Origin of the sequence: uncultured Thiohalocapsa sp. (assembly GCF_913063425.1) — a bacterium.
Taxonomy (GTDB): domain Bacteria; phylum Pseudomonadota; class Gammaproteobacteria; order Chromatiales; family Chromatiaceae; genus Thiohalocapsa.
The window spans coordinates 72865-92133 of the sequence record NZ_CAJXYK010000015.1; the positions used below are offsets into that span (position 1 = coordinate 72865).

Annotated in this window: 17 protein-coding genes and 3 pseudogenes; 16 read left to right on the top strand and 4 right to left on the bottom strand. The window is 69.3% G+C overall.

Annotated features, from left to right (window positions below; genetic code table 11):
• Positions 1 to 68: 68 nt before the first annotated feature.
• The 4 genes from QZ607_RS10535 to QZ607_RS10550 all read left to right on the top strand — a co-directional run bounded on the left by QZ607_RS10535 (position 69) and on the right by QZ607_RS10550 (position 4538).
• On the top strand, positions 69 to 1274 hold the full coding sequence (locus tag QZ607_RS10535; protein ID WP_295882519.1) for a phosphoglycerate dehydrogenase: 1206 nt from the start codon (positions 69 to 71) through the stop codon (positions 1272 to 1274).
• A gap of 83 nt (positions 1275 to 1357) precedes the next feature.
• Complete coding sequence (gene pheA, locus QZ607_RS10540; RefSeq protein ID WP_295882521.1) at positions 1358 to 2443, top strand: prephenate dehydratase; 1086 nt, start codon at positions 1358 to 1360, stop codon at positions 2441 to 2443.
• A 47-nt stretch (positions 2444 to 2490) separates the two neighbouring features.
• Positions 2491 to 3603, top strand: coding sequence for a histidinol-phosphate transaminase (hisC, locus tag QZ607_RS10545; RefSeq protein ID WP_295882522.1), 1113 nt, complete (start codon positions 2491 to 2493; stop codon positions 3601 to 3603).
• Positions 3600 to 4538: a prephenate dehydrogenase/arogenate dehydrogenase family protein gene (locus QZ607_RS10550; RefSeq protein WP_295882524.1), complete on the top strand. Its 939-nt coding sequence runs from the start codon at positions 3600 to 3602 to the stop codon at positions 4536 to 4538. Before hisC ends, QZ607_RS10550 begins: the two co-directional genes overlap by 4 nt.
• Positions 4539 to 4774: 236 nt before the next feature.
• Here QZ607_RS10550 and QZ607_RS10555 read toward each other — a convergent pair whose 3' ends face one another.
• Together QZ607_RS10555 and QZ607_RS10560 are read right to left on the bottom strand one after the other, a co-directional pair.
• Positions 4775 to 4996: a hypothetical protein gene (locus tag QZ607_RS10555; protein ID WP_295882526.1), complete on the bottom strand. Its 222-nt coding sequence runs from the start codon at positions 4994 to 4996 to the stop codon at positions 4775 to 4777.
• Between the two features lie 421 nt (positions 4997 to 5417).
• Entirely contained in the window at positions 5418 to 6389 is a 972-nt protein-coding gene (locus QZ607_RS10560; RefSeq protein ID WP_295882528.1) for a ChaN family lipoprotein, read from the bottom strand.
• A 229-nt stretch (positions 6390 to 6618) separates the two neighbouring features.
• Between QZ607_RS10560 and QZ607_RS10565 the strand changes: the two genes are divergently transcribed.
• Positions 6619 to 8454, top strand: coding sequence for a formylglycine-generating enzyme family protein (locus tag QZ607_RS10565; RefSeq protein WP_295882529.1), 1836 nt, complete (start codon positions 6619 to 6621; stop codon positions 8452 to 8454).
• A gap of 89 nt (positions 8455 to 8543) precedes the next feature.
• Positions 8544 to 8690 carry a hypothetical protein gene (locus QZ607_RS10570; protein WP_295882531.1) on the top strand — a complete coding sequence of 49 codons (147 nt, stop codon included), beginning with the start codon at positions 8544 to 8546 and terminating at the stop codon, positions 8688 to 8690.
• A gap of 178 nt (positions 8691 to 8868) precedes the next feature.
• Here the strand turns inward: QZ607_RS10570 and QZ607_RS10575 are convergent, their stop codons facing one another.
• Both QZ607_RS10575 and QZ607_RS10580 read right to left on the bottom strand, forming a co-directional pair.
• Positions 8869 to 9234, bottom strand: coding sequence for a type II toxin-antitoxin system PemK/MazF family toxin (locus QZ607_RS10575; RefSeq protein WP_295882532.1), 366 nt, complete (start codon positions 9232 to 9234; stop codon positions 8869 to 8871).
• A complete protein-coding gene (locus tag QZ607_RS10580) occupies positions 9219 to 9452 on the bottom strand; it encodes a ribbon-helix-helix protein, CopG family (RefSeq protein WP_295882534.1) in 234 nt (77 codons plus the stop codon). The genes QZ607_RS10575 and QZ607_RS10580 overlap by 16 nt, the downstream gene beginning before the upstream one ends.
• Before the next feature lie 408 nt (positions 9453 to 9860).
• Here QZ607_RS10580 and QZ607_RS10585 point away from each other — a divergent pair, with 408 nt between their 5' ends.
• The 10 genes and pseudogenes from QZ607_RS10585 (at position 9861) to QZ607_RS10630 (ending at position 19162) form a co-directional block, all read left to right on the top strand.
• A complete protein-coding gene (locus QZ607_RS10585; RefSeq protein ID WP_295882536.1) occupies positions 9861 to 10304 on the top strand; it encodes a hypothetical protein in 444 nt (147 codons plus the stop codon).
• 86 nt (positions 10305 to 10390) lie between these two features.
• Entirely contained in the window at positions 10391 to 10828 is a 438-nt protein-coding gene (locus QZ607_RS10590) for a hypothetical protein (RefSeq protein ID WP_295882538.1), read from the top strand.
• Positions 10825 to 11307: a nicotinamide-nucleotide amidase gene (pncC, locus tag QZ607_RS10595; protein ID WP_295882540.1), complete on the top strand. Its 483-nt coding sequence runs from the start codon at positions 10825 to 10827 to the stop codon at positions 11305 to 11307. The genes QZ607_RS10590 and pncC overlap by 4 nt, the downstream gene beginning before the upstream one ends.
• 40 nt (positions 11308 to 11347) lie before the next feature.
• On the top strand, positions 11348 to 11878 hold the full coding sequence (gene thpR, locus QZ607_RS10600) for an RNA 2',3'-cyclic phosphodiesterase (protein WP_295882541.1): 531 nt from the start codon (positions 11348 to 11350) through the stop codon (positions 11876 to 11878).
• 146 nt (positions 11879 to 12024) lie between these two features.
• Positions 12025 to 12636: pseudogene (gene recA / locus QZ607_RS10605) on the top strand (recombinase RecA); the annotation flags it as partial.
• A pseudogene (locus QZ607_RS25840) lies at positions 12628 to 13356 on the top strand (recombinase RecA); the annotation flags it as partial. The pseudogenes recA and QZ607_RS25840, both read left to right, overlap by 9 nt.
• Positions 13357 to 13719: 363 nt before the next feature.
• Positions 13720 to 14160 (top strand): annotated as a pseudogene (locus tag QZ607_RS10615) (DNA recombination/repair protein RecA); the annotation flags it as partial.
• A gap of 19 nt (positions 14161 to 14179) precedes the next feature.
• Positions 14180 to 14743 carry a regulatory protein RecX gene (locus tag QZ607_RS10620; protein WP_295882542.1) on the top strand — a complete coding sequence of 188 codons (564 nt, stop codon included), beginning with the start codon at positions 14180 to 14182 and terminating at the stop codon, positions 14741 to 14743.
• 149 nt (positions 14744 to 14892) lie between these two features.
• Positions 14893 to 17508: an alanine--tRNA ligase gene (gene alaS, locus QZ607_RS10625; RefSeq protein WP_295882544.1), complete on the top strand. Its 2616-nt coding sequence runs from the start codon at positions 14893 to 14895 to the stop codon at positions 17506 to 17508.
• A 430-nt stretch (positions 17509 to 17938) separates the two neighbouring features.
• Complete coding sequence (locus tag QZ607_RS10630; protein ID WP_295882546.1) at positions 17939 to 19162, top strand: aspartate kinase; 1224 nt, start codon at positions 17939 to 17941, stop codon at positions 19160 to 19162.
• The last annotated feature ends 107 nt before the right edge of the window (positions 19163 to 19269 follow it).

Consider the following 19269-nt stretch of genomic DNA (forward strand, 5'->3'; position numbering starts at 1 on the left):
TTGCGTGAGACACATTCCGAAGCAGCCGCGAGCGCAGCACTGAAGCACCGCAGGTGGAGACGTTTTACATGTTCAAGATTCAAACCCTCAACAACATCTCCGTCGCCGGCCTGAACCGGCTGCCGCGGGCGTCCTACGAGATCGCCTCGGAGGTCGGCCACCCGGACGCCATCCTGGTGCGCTCGGCGAAGATGCATGACATGCCCGTCCCGGACACCGTCAAGGCCATCGGTCGGGCCGGCGCCGGTGTCAACAACATCCCCGTTGCGGACATGAGCGAGCGCGGCATCGCCGTGTTCAATGCCCCCGGCGCCAACGCCAACGCGGTGAAGGAGCTGGTGCTCGCCGGCATGCTCATCGCTGCGCGCAACATCGCCCAGGCGGCCAAGTTCGCCCGCGGGCTGGAAGGCGACGACGCGGCCATCAACAAGGCCGTGGAGGCGGGGAAGAAGCAGTTCGTCGGCTTCGAGCTGCCGGGGCGCACCCTGGGCGTCATCGGCCTCGGCGCCATCGGTGTGCTGGTGGCCAATGCCGCCCGGGCGCTCGGCATGAAGGTCATCGGCTATGACCCGAGCATCACCGTGCGCGCGGCCTGGAAGCTCCAGTCCGACGTGGAGGCGGCGCTGTCGGTGGATGACCTGGTGGCCCGGTCCGACTTCATCACCTTCCATGTGCCGCTCACCGACCAGACCCGGCACATGATCAATGCCGAGCGCATCGCCAACATGCCGGACGGCGCGGTGCTGCTCAACTTCTCGCGCAGCGGCATCATCGACGACGACGCCGCCGTCACCGCGCTGGATACCGGCAAGCTCTACGCCTACGTCTGCGACTTTCCTTCGAATCTGCTCAAGGATCACCCGCGGGTGGTGGCCCTGCCGCACCTCGGCGCCTCCACGCGCGAGGCGGAGGACAACTGCGCCATGATGGTGGCGGACCAGGTGCGCGCTTACCTGGAGGACGGTAATGTCACCAACTCCGTCAACTTTCCGGAGATCGTGCTGCCGCGCAATGGTGGACATCGCATCGCCGTGGTGAACCGCAACGTGCCGAACATGGTGGGCCAGATCTCCACCGACCTCGCCGAGGCGGGCCTCAACATCGTGGACATGCTGAACCGCTCCCGCGGCGAGCTGGCCGTCACACTCATCGACATCGAGCGGCAGTGCCCGCGGGAGACCGCGCAGCGCATCGCAGGCATCGACGGGGTGCTGTCGGTGCGCTGCCTGGGCGCCGCCGACGGCACGGGCGCCGGTGGCGAGGTGCGGGGCTGAGACGATCATCCGGATCGGGATCAGGTTTCAGCAGCAAGCTTGGAACACACCCGGGATCACGGCAGCAGCCAACGGGAGCCGACATGAGTGCCGAGGACGCCCTCGCCCCCATCCGCGCACGCATCGATGCCATCGATGCGGAGCTGCTGCGGCTCATTTCCGAGCGCGCCGACTGCGCCCGCGAGGTCGCCAAAATCAAGGCGGCTGCGGGGCAGACCACGCACTACTACCGCCCGGAGCGCGAGGCGGAGATCCTGCGCCGCATCAAGGCGCAGAACCCGGGGCCGCTGGGCGGCGAGGAGATGGCCCGGCTGTTCCGGGAGATCATGTCCGCCTGCCTGGCGCTGGAGCGCCCCCTTGCCGTGGGCTATCTCGGGCCCGAGGGCACCTTCACCCAGGCCGCGGCGCTGAAGCACTTCGGCCACTCGGTGCACACCCAGCCCTTCGGCACCATCGGCGACATCTTCCGTGAGGTGGAGGCCGGCTCCTGCGACTTCGGCGTCGTGCCGGTGGAGAACAGCACCGAGGGTGTGGTGAACCATACGCTGGACATGTTCATGCGCTCACCGCTGCTGATTGCGGGCGAGGTCATGCTGCGCATCCACCATCACCTGCTGAGCCGGGCGACGGAGGTGGGTGCGGTCCGCCGCGTGTATTCGCACCAGCAGTCGCTGGCCCAGTGCCGCGGCTGGCTCGACCGCTATCTGCCCGCCGCCGAGCGCATTGCCGTCGGCAGCAACGCGGAGGCGGCGAAGCTCGCCGCGAGGTCCGGCGACTGCGCCGCTGTGGCCGGCGAGGCCGCCGCGGAGCTCTATGAGCTGCGCATGCTGGCCCAGCGCATCGAGGACGAGCCCGGCAACACCACCCGCTTCCTCATCATCGGCCGCGAGGACGCGCCGCCGAGCGGCAGCGACAAGACCAGCCTGCTGCTCTCCTGCCGTAACGAGGCGGGCGGCCTGCACAGCCTCATCAGCCCGTTCGCCGAGCAGGGCATCAGCATGACGCGCATTGAATCCCGCCCCTCCCACCAGGGCGTCTGGGACTATGTCTTCTTCGTGGACATCTGCGGCCACCGCGGCGAGCCCGGCGTCGCCGCTGCCCTGGTGCAGCTCAAGTCGGTGGCGCGGTTGTGTAAGGTGTTGGGGTCTTATCCGGAGGCGGTACTCTAGTTTTTGAAGCACCCACATCGTTAGACAGCGCGACCCCTGATGATCCGATGCCCAACCCTGGCAACCCCTTCCTGGCCCTCGCCGCCCCTCAGATCGCCGGCCTGACGCCCTACGTGCCGGGCAAGCCCCTGTCGGAGCTGGCGCGTGAGCTCGGCATCAGCTCGGCGGTGAAGCTCGCTTCCAACGAGAACCCGCTCGGCTGCGGCGAGGCGGCGCAGGCGGCCTATGTCGACTGCGCGGCGGAGCTGGGCCGTTATCCGGACGGCGGTGCCTTCGCGCTGCGTCGGGCCATCGCCGAGCACCACGGGGTCGATGCGGCGCAGGTCACCGTCGGCAACGGCTCCAACGACGTGCTGGACCTGGTGGCGCGTACTTTCCTGCACCCGGGCGTGGAGTCGGTGTTCTCCGAGCATGCCTTCGCCGTCTATCCCCTCGCCACCCAGGCGGTGGGGGCCACCGCCCGGGTTGCGCCGGCGCGGGACTTCGGGCACGACCTGGCGGCCATGGCGGCGCTGGTGAGCGAGCGTACGCGGGTGGTCTGGATCGCGAATCCGAACAATCCCACCGGCACCTGGCTCGCCGCGGAGCCGTTGCGGGCCTTCATTGCCGGGCTCCCGGCGCACGCCCTGGTGGTGGTGGACGAGGCCTACTTCGAATATGTCACGGCGCCGGACTATCCGGACACCAGCCGCTGGCTCGCGGACTTCCCGAACCTCATTGTCACCCGGACCTTCGCCAAGGTGTATGGCCTCGCGGCGCTGCGGGTGGGCTACGGGCTGAGCCATCCGGACCTGGCCGAGCTCCTGAATCGGGTGCGGCATCCGTTCAACGTCAATGCCCCGGCACAGGCGGCGGCCATCGCCGCCCTTGGTGATCGAGCCCATGTGCAGCGCTCGGTGGCGCACAACCGTGCCGAGATGGCCCGGGTCACGGCGGGGCTGGAGCAGCTGGGCATCGGCTGCATCCCGTCCGTATGCAACTTCGTCACCGCCGACCTTGGCCGGCCTGCGGGTCCGGTGGAGCAGGCACTGCTGCGGGAGGGCGTCATCTGCCGCCCGGTGGGCAACTACGGCCTGCCCAATCATCTGCGCATCAGCATCGGTCTGGCCGAGGAGAACACGCGCATGCTGGCGGCGCTGGAACGGGTGCTGACGACGTGATCGAGCGGCTCGCCCTCATCGGCGTCGGGCTCATCGGCGGCTCGCTGGCCCGGGCGCTGCGGGGTGCCGGCGCGGTCGGCGAGGTCATCGGCTGCGGGCGCTCGGCGCAGAACCTGGAGCTTGCCTTCGATCTCGGCGTCATCGACGGCTGTACCCGGGACCCGGCGGTGGCCGTGGAGGACGCCGACATGGTCTTCGTTGCCGTGCCCCTGGGGGCGATGCGCGGTGTCTTCGAGCGCATCCACGGCCGGCTGCGGGAGGATGCCGTGATCACCGACGGCGGCAGCGTCAAGGGCAGCGTGGTGGCGGACGCGGCGGCGGCCTTCGGTGCTGTGCCGCAGCGCCTGGTGCCCGGACACCCCATCGCCGGCACCGAGCACAGCGGCGTGGCTGCCTCCTTCCCGGAGTTGTACCACAACCGCCGCGTCATCCTGACCCCGCTGCCGCAGACCGACACCGATGCGCTTGAGCGGGTGCGTGCCATGTGGCAGGCGGCGGGGGCCGTCGTCACCGAGATGGATGTCGCCCACCACGACGCGGTGCTGGCCGCCACCAGCCATCTGCCGCACATGCTCGCCTTCGGCCTGGTGGACCTGCTGGCACGGCAGCAGGAGCACGACGAGATCTTCCGCTACGCCGCCGGCGGCTTCCGGGACTTCACCCGCATCGCCTCCAGCAATCCGGTCATGTGGCGGGACATCTGCATCGCCAACGCCGAGGCCCTGAGCGGTATGCTGGCCCGCTTCGGCGAGGAGATGACCGACCTCGCCGAGACCATCCGCCGCCGCGACGGCGCGCATCTGCTGGAGATCTTCACCCGTGCGAAGACCGCACGGGATGCCTACGTGGATGGGGTGACGGGCCCCCAGCCGAGCCCCCAGCCGAGCCCCCAGCCGAGCCCCCAGCCGGGCGAGAGCCCGGATCAGTCAGGCTGATCTCCACGCATCTCGCGCGCGGCTGGGCTTCACGCAACGGCGCGACGGGCCACGAGCCTAACCGGGCCGAGCGGGCGCCTCGCTGCTCGGGCCGGGCAGGGGGCTCGATGCGGCGCCTGCTGACCGATCACCCGTGCAGACCATTTTCTGCTCTCCCGCCGAACACGAATCCCGTGTAGGTCGGGTCAGCGCGGCGTGACCCGACACCGGGCACGCCTTGAGCGTCGGGTTAGGCGTCAGTGCTGGCAGCCATCCAGACGCTGGTCGGCTCCCGGCAGCAGTGCATCGATGAAGGCCACCGACAGCACCGCAGCGCCAGCCAGCACCAGCATCAGGGCCGTCTGCGTGTAGGGCATGGTGAGCGGCGCGGACACCGCGAGCAATCCGAGCAGCAGACCTGCCGCCAGCAGCAGGCCCGAGACGATGACCGCGGCGCGCATGGAACGACAGTTGAACATGGGCTTGTCTCCTCTGACAGCATTTAAGCAAATGCTAATGGATTTTCCACCAATTGTCTATGGTGAAAATGTTGAGCGCGTCGCATGTCGTGCACCGCGTCGGGCGTCGCCACAGCGTGCAACTGTGCTGACACAGGGTCTGCCGAGAAGGGGTAGGCCGCGGTACCGGGGCCTTCCCCGGCGTCGTGGTCGGAAGGCCGACATCCGGCGCCGACGCAGCCCGCCGTCCGCGTCGTGAAAGCAACAGCCGACAGGAGGTGTCTGCCGATGCCGGCGGGCTGCCGGCAGGTTGGTAGCCGCGCCGCGGAAGACCTGAGGGCAGGGCACACTTGCCGTCGGGGCGGACTGTAGTCCGCCCGCCCCAGGGTGCCCACTGAAGTCGGCGTGCCCGGCGCCGCCTCGCGACGTTCCCGGCGCGGCACTAGTCCAGGTTCAGCTCCGCCACCTGCTCATCGTTTTGCACCGCGATGTCACGCGCAGCGAAGACGAAGTCGGGCTCGGCGCCGGCGGGCATGTAGCCGGTCTCGGTCACCAGCACGCTCTGGCGGGCGGGGTTGATCCGCCGCAGGCGCTCGGGGATGGCGTTGTCGTGCAGCAGGTGGCCCGAGCCCGCCAGCAGCACCAGGGTGCGCCCGGGGTTGGCAGTCAGGTAGTCGCCGGCGGTGCGGGCCATGGTCTGGTCCCAGACGTACTGCACCTGCAGGAAGCGCTCCTGACGCTCGGGCGTGGTCGCGCCGTGCATGGCGAACATCCGCTCGAGCTGCGTGCGGTAAGCACCGGTGGCCAGCTCGATGCGTGGCGGGAAGAGCGCGCGTCGCTCGGCGTCCAGCCCCTCGATGCCGCCGTCGGAGACCGCCGAGACCGTCTCCGTGGCCGCGTTCAGCGCCACCAGCGGTATGCGGTGCCGCTGGGCGTACTGCAGGATGTCCTGATACAGGCCCACGTCGAACCGCCAGCGCGAGCTCCATTCGGTGCGCTCCAGCAGCTCGCTCAGCGTAATCCGCCCGGCCGAGAAATCGTCCAGATGCGCCTGAAACGGCCGCTGGAACCACTCCATGCCGATGGCGACCGGCACCCCGCGGGCGTGTAGGCCGCGGATGATCGCGAGCTGGTTCAGGTGGTGGTCGTAGCGGTCGTGCGTCTCGCCGACCATCACCACGCGGTGGTCCGCGACCGCGTCCACCAGCGCCGCGATCTGCGCCTCGTCGGCGGGGTTCACGAGCTTCGCGGTCACGGTGTCTGCCTCCGGATGCGGATGGGCCAGCGCCAGGGACATGAGCCCGGCGCCGAGCGCGAACATACCCATGCCGGCGATGAGCACGGCGGGCCAGGACCAGATCCCGGACGCAACCGGGCGGGCGGGGGTGGTGCGGACGGTGCGGGATTGTGGCATGGGCTGCTCCGGAGCGGTCGGCGGCGGGAGTGGGCTTGCGGCCCGGCGACATCCACGCCGGGCTTGATGCAGCGCATTGACTTTGACACGAGGTTGCGCCCGGCCCCTCGGTTTCAAGCAAGCCTCGCCAAGCCGCCTGCTCCGGATGCGCCGAAACGGCCGGGCGCTGCTTGACCCTCCACACACCCGCGGCGAAAGTACGGCCGAGGCATGTCAGGGACGCCCATCAGTGCCGCCCAGCCCCAGCCCCAGCCCCAGCCCCAGCCCCAGCCCGACCCCCAGCCGCCGCGCCCTGCTCATCGGCAACGCCGCCTACGCCGATAAACGCCTCGCCCGGCTCGCGGTGCCGGAGCGGGACGTGCGCGCCTTCGAGGCCGTCCTGCGCGAGCGGATCATCGGCGACACCGACCGCTCGCTCTTCACCCATCACCTGGTCGAAGGGCTCCAGACCGGCGCCGCCGCCCCGGACGCGGCCGAGGTCCGCATCCGCGACCTCTACGACTACGCCCACCGCGAGGTGCTGGCGCACCAGTCCAAACAGACCCCGCAGCTCTGGCTGGACGGGCCGCAGACCGGTGATCTGATCATCGCCCGCAACCCCAATCCGCCCGCGTCCACACCGCCGGACCCGCTGCGACCGGAGCTGCGGGCGGCGCTGGAGGATGCGAATCACCTGACCCGCGTGGGCGCGGTCCTCGCCGTGGGACGGCTCATCGACCGGGCGAGCGGGGAGGCGCGCGACGGGCTCGTGGCCGTGCTGGAGCAGCACCGGCAGGAGGAGCGCCACCTCGATGTACTGGAGACCATCGACACCGCCCTCGGGGCCGCCGGGGCGTCGAGCCCACCGAGCTCGCGGCCGGAGCCTGTCGCCAAGCCCCGAGCGGCTTCGGCGCCAGCCGCGGCGACGCCTCGAGCCGGACCCGGCGCCGAGCCGGCGAAGTCGCCCCCGGAGCAGGCAACGGCTGCGCCTGGCCGGCCTATCCGCCCACCGCAAGAAGAATCCCCTGTCAGAGATCGACGGAAGGGTACCGGCAAAGGCACCAGGTCCGGAGACGGCAGCGCTCGTCGGGCGTCGCCGCTCTGGCTCCTGCTGCTGCCCCTGCTCGCAGCCGGCCTGTGGCTGGCACGCGGGGGCTTCCAGCAAACCGAGCTGGCGACCGACGCGCCCCGGCAGGATGCGGTCCAGCAGACCGAGACCGCGCCCGAGCCCTTCAGCGTGTTCCAAGACCGCCTGAAGGACGGCAGCGAAGGCCCGGCAATGATCGCGCTGCCGGGCGACTGCTTCGAGATGGGCAGCCCCGAGAAGGAGCCTGACCGTGATGGCGACGAGCGCCAGCACGAGGTCTGTGTCGATGCCTTCGCCATCGGCCGGACCGAGGTCACGGTTGGTGAGTTCCGGCGGTTCGTGGAGCGCACTGACTACCAGACTGATGCCGAGGGAAGGGGTGGCTGCGTCACCAATGTGGGCGGCAGCTGGGATCAGCGGAAAGACAGTAATTGGCGAGATCCCGGATTCGAGCAGGCCAACGACGAGCCTGTCGTCTGCGTGAGCTGGAACGACGCCAACGCCTATGCCGACTGGCTCAGCCAGCAGACCGGCGACGCCTATCGGCTGCCCACCGAGGCCGAGTGGGAATACGCCGCCCGTGCCGGCACCGAGACCCCTTTCTGGACCGGCGCGTGCATCCACACGGACGAAGCCAACTACAACGGCAACTTTGATTACGACGACTGCGGCGCGAAGACCGGCCTCTACCGCGAGCGAACCGTCCCGGTGGGCATACTGCCGGCCAACCCCGGGGGGCTGCACGAGGTGCTGGGCAACGTGTTGGAGTGGACCTGTTCCGAGTACGATGCCGCCGATCCATTGGACGCCAACAGTCAGGGTTCGCGCACGTGCTGCGTACGCAAAAGCCGTGCCGGCGCCGTCGTGCTGCGGGGCGGCTCCTGGGAATACAATCCCGGCTTCCTCCGCGCCGCCTACCGCAGCGGGGGCCAACCGAGCAGCCGCGGCAGCTTCATCGGTTTCCGGCTCGCCAGGACCTTTTCCCCCTTACCGCGTTAACACTCTACCTCCTTGTTACGCGCGATGTTCCTGATGTGCGCGATAAGTGTCCATTCCCGGCGCTCCGCTCACGCAGGAGGACTCCCCCTTTGACCGACAACGCCCGCGAGACCGGTGCCGCACTGGAGGCCATGTACCGCTTCGTGCTCTGGCTGGTGCCGACGCTGGAGGGTTTCCCGCGCAGCCAGCGCTTCCTGCTGGGAGACCGGATGCAAGACCGCGGCCGGTCATGCTGAGGCCGGGTCGGCCGCCATCTGCCTTTGTCTGGTGCCAATGCTGTCAGAATGGGCAACCGGTCGCCTGTTGCGTTTCGTGCGCCGTTGTACGCCCCGCGGTTCGGCTGGCCGCAAAGGACCGCATCTTCTGTCGTGGAGGGCTCGCCTGGTAAACCGTGCTCGGTCTGCGACTCGCCCGTCAATGCGTCGCGCTGGGGCCCGCCTCCTGGCATCCCAGCGCCACGGCCAGCGCAGCGCAGACCTCCTGCATCCGGACAGCATTCAGTGAGCCGATGAAGCGCTCGATCTGCGCCTGCTCCACGGTCTGCACGTGGTCCAGGTTGACGGCCGAATCGTGCTTGAGGCCGGCATCGGTGCCCACAACGACCTCGCTCGGCAATCCGCGGATGGTGCTCGTGATCGGTGCGACCGTGACCGTGTGCAACCAGTCGATTGCTTCGGGGCGCGACAGGATGAGCACGGGCCCGCGCTTATCGGGTGAGCGGAACCGATACATCCAGATCTCACCGCGACGCGGCCCGGACCGGGTCAGTCCTCTGGCCACTGCCCTTCTTCTCCCCAGCCGGTGAATTCGGCATCGATGCCGTGGTCCTGCCCATAGCCCGCCCGATAGGCTTCGGCGATCTCGCGCGCACGGCGCTCATGCAGATAGGCAGCGACCGCGCGGCGCATGACCGCGGAGCGGCCCAGGCGCTGCACGTCGGGGTCCGCGTCCAGTCGTCGCAGCAGGTCCTCGTCGATGGAGATCTGTATGGCTTTCATGTGGCGCCCGAATGTGGGGTACGGCTCCACATTGGAGCATCCGTCCGTCGCGATATCAACGGCGCGTCAGCGAGCTGGCCTCGATCAGGCTGGTCTGTCGGCAGGGCATAGGCGATGCCTGTGCGCCGCAAACTGCGGCACACCGCCTGCCTGACCAACCCGGTGGCGGTTGGCGAGAGTGACCGGAGGCATCGAGCTCAAGGCACTGAGACACACGCAAGAAGCGCGAAACATGGTCGGTCGAAACCGGCTTTGAATCGGCCCTTTCGCGTCTTTCGCGTCTTTCGTAGTGCCCTCTTCGTCCGTGATGTCGCCTTCGCCGACGCAGCCTTTTCAGTCCGCGCTGAGTCCCTTCCCGTCGCGCCCGGTCCGTCCTCCGGCCTCACCGGCGAAAACCAAGGAGTCCCCATGACCACACCGACCCTGACCATGGCGCTCACCGACCCGCAAGGCCGCCCGCTGGACGATGACACCGCCTGGGAGCGCGCCCGCGCCCTGCGCGAGGAATTGCAGGATGCCGACTTCGTGCTGTCCGCTGAACTGGCCGTGAGCGACGCCCCCGCGGAGCCGGGCTGCAAGGACGCCGGGGAGGTGCTGACCATCGGCGCCCTGGCGCTCGCCATCCTGCCGGCGATGGTGGGGCCGCTCTTGGAGTGGCTGCGGGCCTGGCTGATGCGCAACAGCGACGTGGGTGAGGTGGAGATCGAGGTGGGCCGCGGCGAGGAGCGCATTCGGCTGCGCTGCAACCCCGGCAGCGTGGCGCAGGAGGAGGTCCTGGCGCTGACGGACCAGCTCCGGGCGCGCCTGGCCGCCGGCGGTCAGGCTGATGCCGGGGGTGATGCCCCGGGCTGAGGCGCCGCCCGCCGTTTGACCCGGGCCTTTGTCAACGGCGCGCCGCTGGTGCATCCTTGACAGGTCGCGGCCACCTCCGGAAACCCATGATCGATTCCCTGGATACCCCGAATCTCACCCTCTGCCTCCTGGACCCGACGGGCGCCCCGCTCGCCGCGGACGACGCCCTCGACCGCACCGCGGCGCTGCGCCACGAGCTGCGCCAGAGCGGCACCGTGCTCTCGGTGGCGCCCACGGCGCGCCCGCCGGTGCTGACCGCCGCCGCGGACCGGCGGCCGGCGGTGGACCTCGGCGCCGTCTCGCTGGCGGTGCTGCCGCCAATGCTCCCGGCGCTGTTGCAGGCCCTGCGGGGCTGGCTTCAGCGCAACCCCCGGGTGGGCATGACGCTGCGCCTGGCGGCCGAGCCCGGTGCCACAGCGTACGATCCGACGGCCCTCGATGCGGCCGACGAGGCGGCCCTGATCCGCGCCCTGCAGGACGACCTCGACCAGTGCTGGGGCGAGGTCGCATCGCCGGCCGCATGACCGACGACCCGGCCCATCTCGCCCGGCAGCTCGGCGACCGGCTCGCCGCCGCCGGTCTGATGCTCGCGACGGCCGAATCCTGCACCGGCGGCTGGATCGCCAAGTGCGTGACGGACATCGCCGGCAGCAGCGCCTGGCTGGACCGCGGCTTCGTCACCTACAGCAATGCTGCCAAGCAGGACATGCTGGGCGTGGCCGCGGCGACCCTCGCCGAGTATGGCGCCGTCAGCGAGCCCGTGGTGCAGGAGATGGCCGCGGGTGCGCTGGCGCACAGCGCAGCACAGGTGGCGGTGGCCGTGAGCGGCATCGCGGGCCCCGGCGGCGGCTCTGCGGACAAGCCGGTGGGCACCGTCTGCTTCGGCTACGCGCTGCCGGGCGGCGTCAGCACCGAGACCGTCCACTTCGACGGGGACCGGGAGGCCGTGCGCCGGCAGTCCGTGGCCCATGCCCTGTCGCGGCTCATCGCCCTACTGGCTTGAGCCGCAGTCCGTCTCGCCCCGGAGCGCACCCACGCCGAGCATGCAGGACGACCGCCGCGCCAGCATCCGCCTCTTCTTCGCCCTGTGGCCGGACCCCGGCATCCGCTCGGCGCTGCTGCGCGCCCGGGACGGCGGCATCCAGGGTGCCCGCCCGACGCATCCGGACGACCTGCATCTGACGCTGGTGTTCGTCGGCGATGTGGCGCCGGAGACGCTGCCCTGCATCGAGGCCGCCGGTGACGACGTGGTGGTGAGCGCCTTCGACCTTGCGCTCCGGCGGGTTGAGACCTGGCCGCGCCAGCGCCTGCTGGTGGCGGCCCCGGACGAGACACCGCAGGCCCTGTTCAACCTGGTGAGCCAGCTCCAGCAGAACCTGCTGCCCTGCGGCATCGAGCCCGAGCCCCGGCGCTACCGCCCGCACGTGACTCTGGCGCGCCGGGCGGCGCGCCTGGACCCGGCGCCGCTCGCCGTGCACTGGCCGGCGCGGGCGTTCGTGCTGGCGCGCAGCGGCGTCGCGGGCCGCGGCAACGGCGGCGGCTATCAGGTGCTGCGGCGCTGGGTGCTGGATTAGTGCCAAGGTTTGGGTGTGGCGTGCGCGCGCTGCCGGGCGACGTCCAGTCGGCACCTGATGCCGGCGGCGGGGCTGTGTGATAATTTTCCGCTCAACCGCGTCGGCCGCATGCCGATACGCACAGGCACGACTGTCCCGGAGTGACGATGGACGAGAACCGCAAGAAGGCGCTGGCGGCGGCGCTGAGCCAGATCGAGAAGCAGTTCGGCAAGGGCTCGGTGATGCGCATGGGCGACGCCGGCGCCATCCCGAACATCCAGGCCGTCTCCACCGGCTCCCTCGGCCTCGATGTTGCCCTCGGCATCGGCGGGCTGCCGCGTGGACGCGTCATCGAGATCTACGGGCCGGAGTCCTCGGGCAAGACGACGCTCTCGCTGCATGCCGTGGCCGAGGCGCAGAAGGCCGGCGGCACGGCGGCCTTCGTGGACGCCGAGCACGCGCTGGACCCGATCTATGCCGAGAAGCTCGGCGTCAACATGGACGAGCTGCTGGTGTCCCAGCCCGACACCGGCGAGCAGGCGCTGGAGATCACCGACATGCTGGTGCGCTCCGGCGCCGTGGACCTGGTGGTGGTGGATTCCGTCGCCGCACTCACGCCCAAGGCCGAGATCGAAGGCGAGATGGGCGACAGCCACGTGGGCCTCCAGGCGCGGCTCATGTCCCAGGCGCTGCGCAAGCTCACCGCCAACATCAAGCGCTCCAACGCCATCGTCATCTTCATCAACCAGATCCGCATGAAGATCGGCGTGATGTTCGGCTGCTTCGACTACCATGCCCGGGTCGTGCTGGCCGATGGCTCGACCGAGAAGATCGGCAAGATCGTCAATCAGCGGCTGCCGGTGCAGGTGCAGTCCATGGACCCGGAGACCGGGGCCATTGTTCCGCGCCCGGTGGTGGACTGGTTTCGCAACGGCGAGACCGACCAGTGGCTCTATCTGGAGGTCGAAGCGGGCGGCGGCAGCGGTCGCCGCAAGCTCACCTGCACGGAGAACCATCTCATCTTCACGCCCGCCGGCGAGCGCCCGGCGGGTGAGCTTGCGGTCGGCGATGAGGTGATGGTCGCCACCAAGCACTATCTGCTCTCCGATGACCAGAATCAGCTGATCCTCGGCGGGGTGCTCGGGGACGGGTCGCTGCGCTACGCCTCCGAGCACAATGTCGCGTTCCGGGTCGGGCACGCGGAGCGCCAGCGTGAATACTGCGCGTGGAAGCAGGAAATGCTCGCACCCTTTGCGCACGAGATCGCCCCCACGGGTAACGGCATCGGCTTCGATACCATCCCGATGGGACAGCTCGCCGGCCTGCACCGGGCGGCCTACGGGGCGCAGGGCCGAAAGATCGGCGACGGGATGCTGCAAGCGATCGACGCCCGCGCCGTGGCGGTCTGGTACGGCGACGACGGTACCTTTTCCGGCAGCTGTGAGCGGTGGGGGCATGGCATGGCCGAGATCGGCTGTGTCAGCCTGTCGCTGGCCGACAAGGAGCGGCTCGCGGACCGCCTGGCCGAGCTGGGCATGGGGCGCCCGACGGTCAGTGAAAGCAGGCTGGTCTTCAGCGGCGAGCGGACGCGCTCGCTGCATGAAAAGATCGCCCCGTACCTGCATCCGTCGCTCGACTACAAGCTCCCCCCGGACTTCCGCGGGCGTTTCCAGTGGCATCCCGACACCTCCGATGCCCACCTGAACGGCCGCCGTCTGTCGCTGCGCACGCAGCTGCGGGCCGTCCCCATGCGCATCACGCGCAAGGAGCTGCGACCGGCCGCGCCGCGCCATCGGACCCGTTTCGATCTCGAGATCGAGGGCAACCACAGTTACCTGGTCGATCATATCGCGGTGCACAATTCGCCCGAGACCACCACCGGCGGCAACGCGCTCAAGTTCTACGCGTCCGTGCGGCTCGACATCCGCCGCACCGGCGCCATCAAGAAGGGCGACGAGGTCATCGGCAACGAGACCAAGGTCAAGGTGGTGAAGAACAAGGTCGCGCCGCCCTTCAAGCAGGTGATGTTCGACATCCTCTACGGCGAGGGCGTCTCCCGCCACGGCGAGATCATCGACTTGGGCGTCCAGCAGGGCATCATCGAGAAGTCCGGCGCCTGGTACAGCTACGACGGCAACCGCATCGGCCAGGGCAAGGACAATGTCCGCGGCTTCCTGAAAGAGAACCCGGACCTCGCCGACGCCATCGAGGCCAGTATCCGCGCCGCCCTGCTGCCGCAGAAGCCGGCGGCCGGCGCCAGCGCCGAGCCGGATGCGGTGGGTACCGCGGCCTCCGACACCTGAGCCGCCACCGCTCCCTACCATGGACAGGCCCGATGCCCACAGGCCGCACGGCGAGCGCGGCAACACCCCGCAAGGCCCGGAGTCGGCGCTGCCGGACAGCGGCGAGGACGGCGACCTGGAGCCCGGCGCCGCCGCCCCGGTGGACACCGCTGCGGAGATCCGCAGTCGCGCCCTCAAGCTCCTCACCAGCCGCGAGCATTCGCGCTACGAGCTGTGGCGCAAGCTCTATCGGCGCGGCTATCCCGCGGAGGCCGTGGCGGCGGTGCTCGAGGCGCTCGCCGAGGAAGGGCTGCTGAGCGAGGAGCGCCTGCTGGCGGCCTATGTCGCCGAGCGGCTGGAGAAGGGCTTCGGGCCCCTGCGCATCCGCTCGGAGCTGCACGCCAAGGGGCTTTCCGATGCCGCCATCGATCCGCATCTTGCCCTGGAAGAGGCACGGTGCCTGGACCTGATGGCCCGGGTGGATGCGGGAAAATTCGGCCGCAGGCCCGCAGATGACCGCAAAACGCTGGCAAAGCGTGCGCGCTTCCTGGAATATCGGGGCTTCCCGGCGCACCTGATCGCCCGCGCCCTCGACCTGTCCTGAGCCTGCGCCAAAGCCTGCGCCAGAGGCCGCATGGACCCCGCACAGACACGCATCATCCATTTCCGTCGGGCGGTCGCCCGCAGTGCCCCCACCACGCCCCGGGGCGCCGCGGCCGGCCCGCCCGGAGCCAGATCATCCGAGTCGTTCCCATGAAACGCAGTGCCGAGCTCCGATCCGCTTTTCTCGACTACTTCGCCGAGCGCGGACACACCGTCGTCGAGAGCAGCCCGCTGGTGCCGGGCAACGACCCGACGCTGCTCTTCACCAACGCCGGCATGGTGCAGTTCAAGGACGTCTTCCTCGGCCGCGAGAAGCGTCCCTACACCCGCGCCGCCAGCTCCCAGCGCTGTGTGCGTGCCGGCGGCAAGCACAACGACCTGGAGAACGTCGGCTACACCGCCCGGCATCACACCTTCTTCGAGATGCTCGGCAACTTCAGCTTCGGCGACTACTTCAAGCGCGAGGCCATCGGCTACGCCTGGGAGTTTCTGACGCAGGTGCTGGGCCTGCCGCCCGAGAAGCTGTGGGTGACCGTCTACACCGAGGACGACGAGGCCGCCCGCATCTGGCTCGATGAGATCGGCGCAGACCCGGCACGCTTCTCGCGCTGCGGCGAGAAGGACAACTTCTGGTCCATGGGCGAGACCGGGCCCTGCGGCCCCTGCTCGGAGATCTTCTACGACCATGGCCCGGAGATCGCCGGCGGCCCGCCGGGCTCACCGGACGAGGACGGCGACCGCTATGTCGAGATCTGGAACCTGGTCTTCATGCAGTACGACCGCGACGCGGCAGGCAAGCTGACGCCCCTGCCGCGGCCGTCGGTGGACACCGGCATGGGCCTGGAGCGCCTCGCCGCCGTCATGCAGGGCGTGCACAGCAACTACGAGATCGACCTCTTCCAGGCACTGATCCAAGCCGCCGCCGAAGCCACGGGCTGCGCCGATCTCAAGTCCAAGTCCCTGCGCGTCATCGCCGACCATATCCGCTCCGCCGCCTTTCTGGTGGTGGACGGCGTCACGCCGGGCAACGAGGGCCGCGGCTATGTGCAGCGGCGCATCATCCGCCGCGCCATCCGCCATGGCTATCAGCTCGGCTGCACCGAGCCCTTCTTCCACAAGCTGGTGGCGCCCCTGGTGGCGGAGATGGGCCAGGCCTACCCGGCGCTGGCCGCCAAGCAGGCCCACGTGGAGCAGGTGCTGCGCGCCGAGGAAGAGCGCTTCGCCGATACCCTGGACCAGGGCCTCAGGATCTTCGAGGAGGTGGTCGCGGGGCTGCAGGGCGACGTCCTGCCCGGCGAGGCCGTCTTCCGGCTCTACGACACCTATGGCTTCCCGGCGGACCTGACGGCCGACATCGCCCGTGAGCGCGGCCTCGGCGTCGACCTCGCGGGGTTCGAGCGCGAAATGGCCAAGCAGAAGCAGCGCGCCCGCGCCGCAAGCCAGTTCGGTGCCGGCAGCGAAATCGCCATCGAGCTGGAGGGCGAGACCGACTTCACCGGCTACGAGGACATCCTCGACCAGGGCACCGTGGTGGCCCTCTACCGCGACGGCGAGGAGCGCGAGCGCCTCGCACCCGGCGAGTCCGGGCTCGTCGTGCTGGACGTGACGCCGTTCTACGCCGAGGCGGGCGGTCAGGTGGGCGACCGGGGGGAGCTCACCACCGATGGCGGCGCCTGTTTCAAGGTGGACGACACCCAGAAGCACGGTGACGGCATCATCTGCCACATCGGCCACATGGCCGGCGGCGAGCTGCAGGCGGGCGATCGCATCACCGCCCGTGTGGACGGCGAGCGCCGCCGCGCCACCGCGCTGCACCACTCCGCCACACACCTGCTGCACGCGGCGCTGCGCAGCGTGCTCGGCGACCACGTCCAGCAGCGCGGCTCCCTCGTCGGTCCCGATCGGCTGCGCTTCGACTTCACCCACTTCGAGCCCCTGACCCAGGCGCAGCTTCAGGCCATCGAGCGGCTCGTGAACCGCGAGATCCGCGAGAACCACACCGTCGAGACCCGCATCATGGACCTGGAAGACGCCAAGGCCTCCGGTGCCATGGCCCTGTTCGGCGAGAAGTACGGCGAGCAGGTGCGGGTGCTGCGCATGGGCGACTTCTCCACCGAGCTGTGCGGCGGAACCCATGTGCGCGCCGTCGGCGACATCGGTCTGTTCAAGATCACCGCTGAGAGCGGCATCAGCTCCGGCGTGCGCCGCATCGAGGCCGTAGCCGGCGAGCGGGCGCTGGACTGGATCGCGGACGAAGAGGCCAGGCTCGCGCGCATCGCGGCCCTGGTGAAGGGCGCCACCGCCGACGCCGACGAGCGCGTGGCCCAGCTGGTGGAGCGCTCGCGCAAGCTGGAGAAGGAGCTGGAGCAGCTGAAGGCGAAGCTCGCCAGCAGTGCCGGCAGCGACCTCGCGGACAAGACCGTGGAGGTGGACGGCGTCAAGGTGCTGGCGGCGCGGCTCGACGGCGCCGACCCCAAGTCCCTGCGCGACACCATGGACCAGCTCAAGAACAAGGTGGGCTCCGGCGTCGTGCTGCTGGCCACCGAGAGCGACGGCAAGGTCAACCTCATCGCCGGTGTCACCAAGGACCTCACCGACCGCTTCAAGGCCGGCGACCTGGTGAAGGCCGCCGCCGAGAAAGTCGGCGGTCGCGGCGGCGGCCGCCCGGACATGGCCCAGGCCGGCGGCAGCGACCCAACCGGTATTCCGGCAGCCCTCGATCTGGTGGGCGAGTGGGTGCGGTCCAAAGCGGCGAGTGTCGAGTAGCGCGGGTCGCGGTGCGCAGACCCGCCGCCTCGCCGCGTCGGCGGCCACACCAGCAAGCGTCACGCTCCTGACTCGCAGCAAAGAGCCGTGTCTGCGCAACGTCGCGAAAGTTGTTGCGGTCGCGCCGCGTGGCCGCGGAGCCTCTGAACGCGGAGCCTCTGAAAAGGAGCTGCGCAACACGCAAAAAGCGCGATAACGCCCGAGCAGACCGCAAAATGGCCCCGTTTCGCGTCTTTCGTGGATTTCGTCGTTTCAAAACTCCGGTCCTTTCTGCGGTCGCCCTGCGTTTCAGTGCTGACATGACCAGCGAGACGCTCAGTAACGTGCGACACTGCAACGCGGCTCGGCAAAAATGCTGTGTAGGCGTTGCGGCGCTCCGCCGCTTCGCGCCTCGAAACTCGTCACTCGCAACTCGCAACTCGCAACTCCGATGTCCTTGATCGTCCAAAAATACGGCGGCACCTCGGTGGGCAGCATCGAGCGCATCCAGGCCGTTGCCGCCAAAGTCAAAGCGAGCCGTGATGCCGGCCACCAGGTGGTGGTTGTCGTCTCCGCCATGTCCGGCGAGACCGACCGGCTGCTCGGGCTCGCCCATGGCCTCCAGGCGCAGCCGTCCCCGCGGGAGCTGGATGTGCTGCTGTCCACCGGCGAGCAGGTGACCATCGCACTGCTCGCCATGGCGCTGGAGGCCCAGGGCTGCCCCGCGCGCTCCTACACGGGCGCGCAGGTCCAGGTCCGCACCGACAGCGCGCACAACAAGGCACGCATCACCGATATTGACGGCGCCCGAGTGCGCGCAGACCTGGACATGGGCCGCGTCGTCGTCGTGGCGGGTTTCCAGGGCATCGACGAGCAGGGCAACATCACCACCCTGGGGCGCGGCGGCTCCGATACCTCCGCCGTTGCCATGGCCGCCGCGCTCAACGCCGACGAGTGCCAGATCTACACCGACGTGGACGGCGTCTACACCACGGACCCGCGCATCGAGCCCAGGGCGCGTCGCCTGCCGCGCATCACCTTCGAGGAGATGCTGGAGATGGCGAGCCTCGGCTCCAAGGTGCTGCAGATCCGTGCCGTGGAGTTCGCGGGCAAGTACCAGGTCCCATTGCGGGTGCTCTCCAGCTTCGAGCCGGGCGAGGGCACGCTCATCACATTCGAGGAGAACGACGTGGAAGAGGCCAAGATCGCGGGCATCGCTTTCGCCAAGGACGAGGCCAAGCTCACCATCCTGGGCGTGCCGGACCAGCCCGGTGTCGCGCACAAGATTCTGGGGCCCATCTCGGCGGCGAACATCGAGGTGGACATGATCATCCAGAACATTGCCGCCGATGCGCAGACCACGGACTTCACCTTCACGGTGCATCGCAACGACTACGCCAAGGCGCTCGCCATCCTGGAGGACACCGCCAAGGCGCTGTCCGCGCGAGAGGTCCACGGCGACGAGCACATCGTCAAGGTGAGTCTGGTGGGCGTCGGGATGCGCTCCCACGCGGGCATCGCGAGCCGCATGTTCGAGGCCCTCGCGCGCGAGGGCATCAATATCCGCATGATCAGCACCTCAGAGATCAAGATCAGCGTCGTCATCGACGAGAAGTACCTGGAGCTCGGCGTCCGCGCCCTGCACGACGCCTTCGAGCTCGACCAAAGTGTCTGACGCTGACCGGTGTCCACGTTACTGCCTTTCGTCGGCTAATGACGCCGATGCGCGCCGTCGGTCCGCTGGACACCGCAAATGAAAGGGATTTGCGACTTGTTCCCGAC

Coding starts and splice junctions, on each gene's coding strand:
- QZ607_RS10580 (WP_295882534.1), bottom strand. CDS start 9,452: ATGAAAGCCATACAGATCTCCATCGACGAGGACCTGCTGCGACGACTG.
- QZ607_RS10535 (WP_295882519.1), top strand. CDS start 69: ATGTTCAAGATTCAAACCCTCAACAACATCTCCGTCGCCGGCCTGAAC.
- hisC (WP_295882522.1), top strand. CDS start 2,491: ATGCCCAACCCTGGCAACCCCTTCCTGGCCCTCGCCGCCCCTCAGATC.
- QZ607_RS10555 (WP_295882526.1), bottom strand. CDS start 4,996: ATGTTCAACTGTCGTTCCATGCGCGCCGCGGTCATCGTCTCGGGCCTG.
- QZ607_RS10585 (WP_295882536.1), top strand. CDS start 9,861: ATGACCACACCGACCCTGACCATGGCGCTCACCGACCCGCAAGGCCGC.
- alaS (WP_295882544.1), top strand. CDS start 14,893: ATGAAACGCAGTGCCGAGCTCCGATCCGCTTTTCTCGACTACTTCGCC.
- QZ607_RS10630 (WP_295882546.1), top strand. CDS start 17,939: ATGTCCTTGATCGTCCAAAAATACGGCGGCACCTCGGTGGGCAGCATC.
- QZ607_RS10590 (WP_295882538.1), top strand. CDS start 10,391: ATGATCGATTCCCTGGATACCCCGAATCTCACCCTCTGCCTCCTGGAC.
- pncC (WP_295882540.1), top strand. CDS start 10,825: ATGACCGACGACCCGGCCCATCTCGCCCGGCAGCTCGGCGACCGGCTC.
- QZ607_RS10620 (WP_295882542.1), top strand. CDS start 14,180: ATGGACAGGCCCGATGCCCACAGGCCGCACGGCGAGCGCGGCAACACC.
- pheA (WP_295882521.1), top strand. CDS start 1,358: ATGAGTGCCGAGGACGCCCTCGCCCCCATCCGCGCACGCATCGATGCC.
- thpR (WP_295882541.1), top strand. CDS start 11,348: ATGCAGGACGACCGCCGCGCCAGCATCCGCCTCTTCTTCGCCCTGTGG.
- QZ607_RS10560 (WP_295882528.1), bottom strand. CDS start 6,389: ATGCCACAATCCCGCACCGTCCGCACCACCCCCGCCCGCCCGGTTGCG.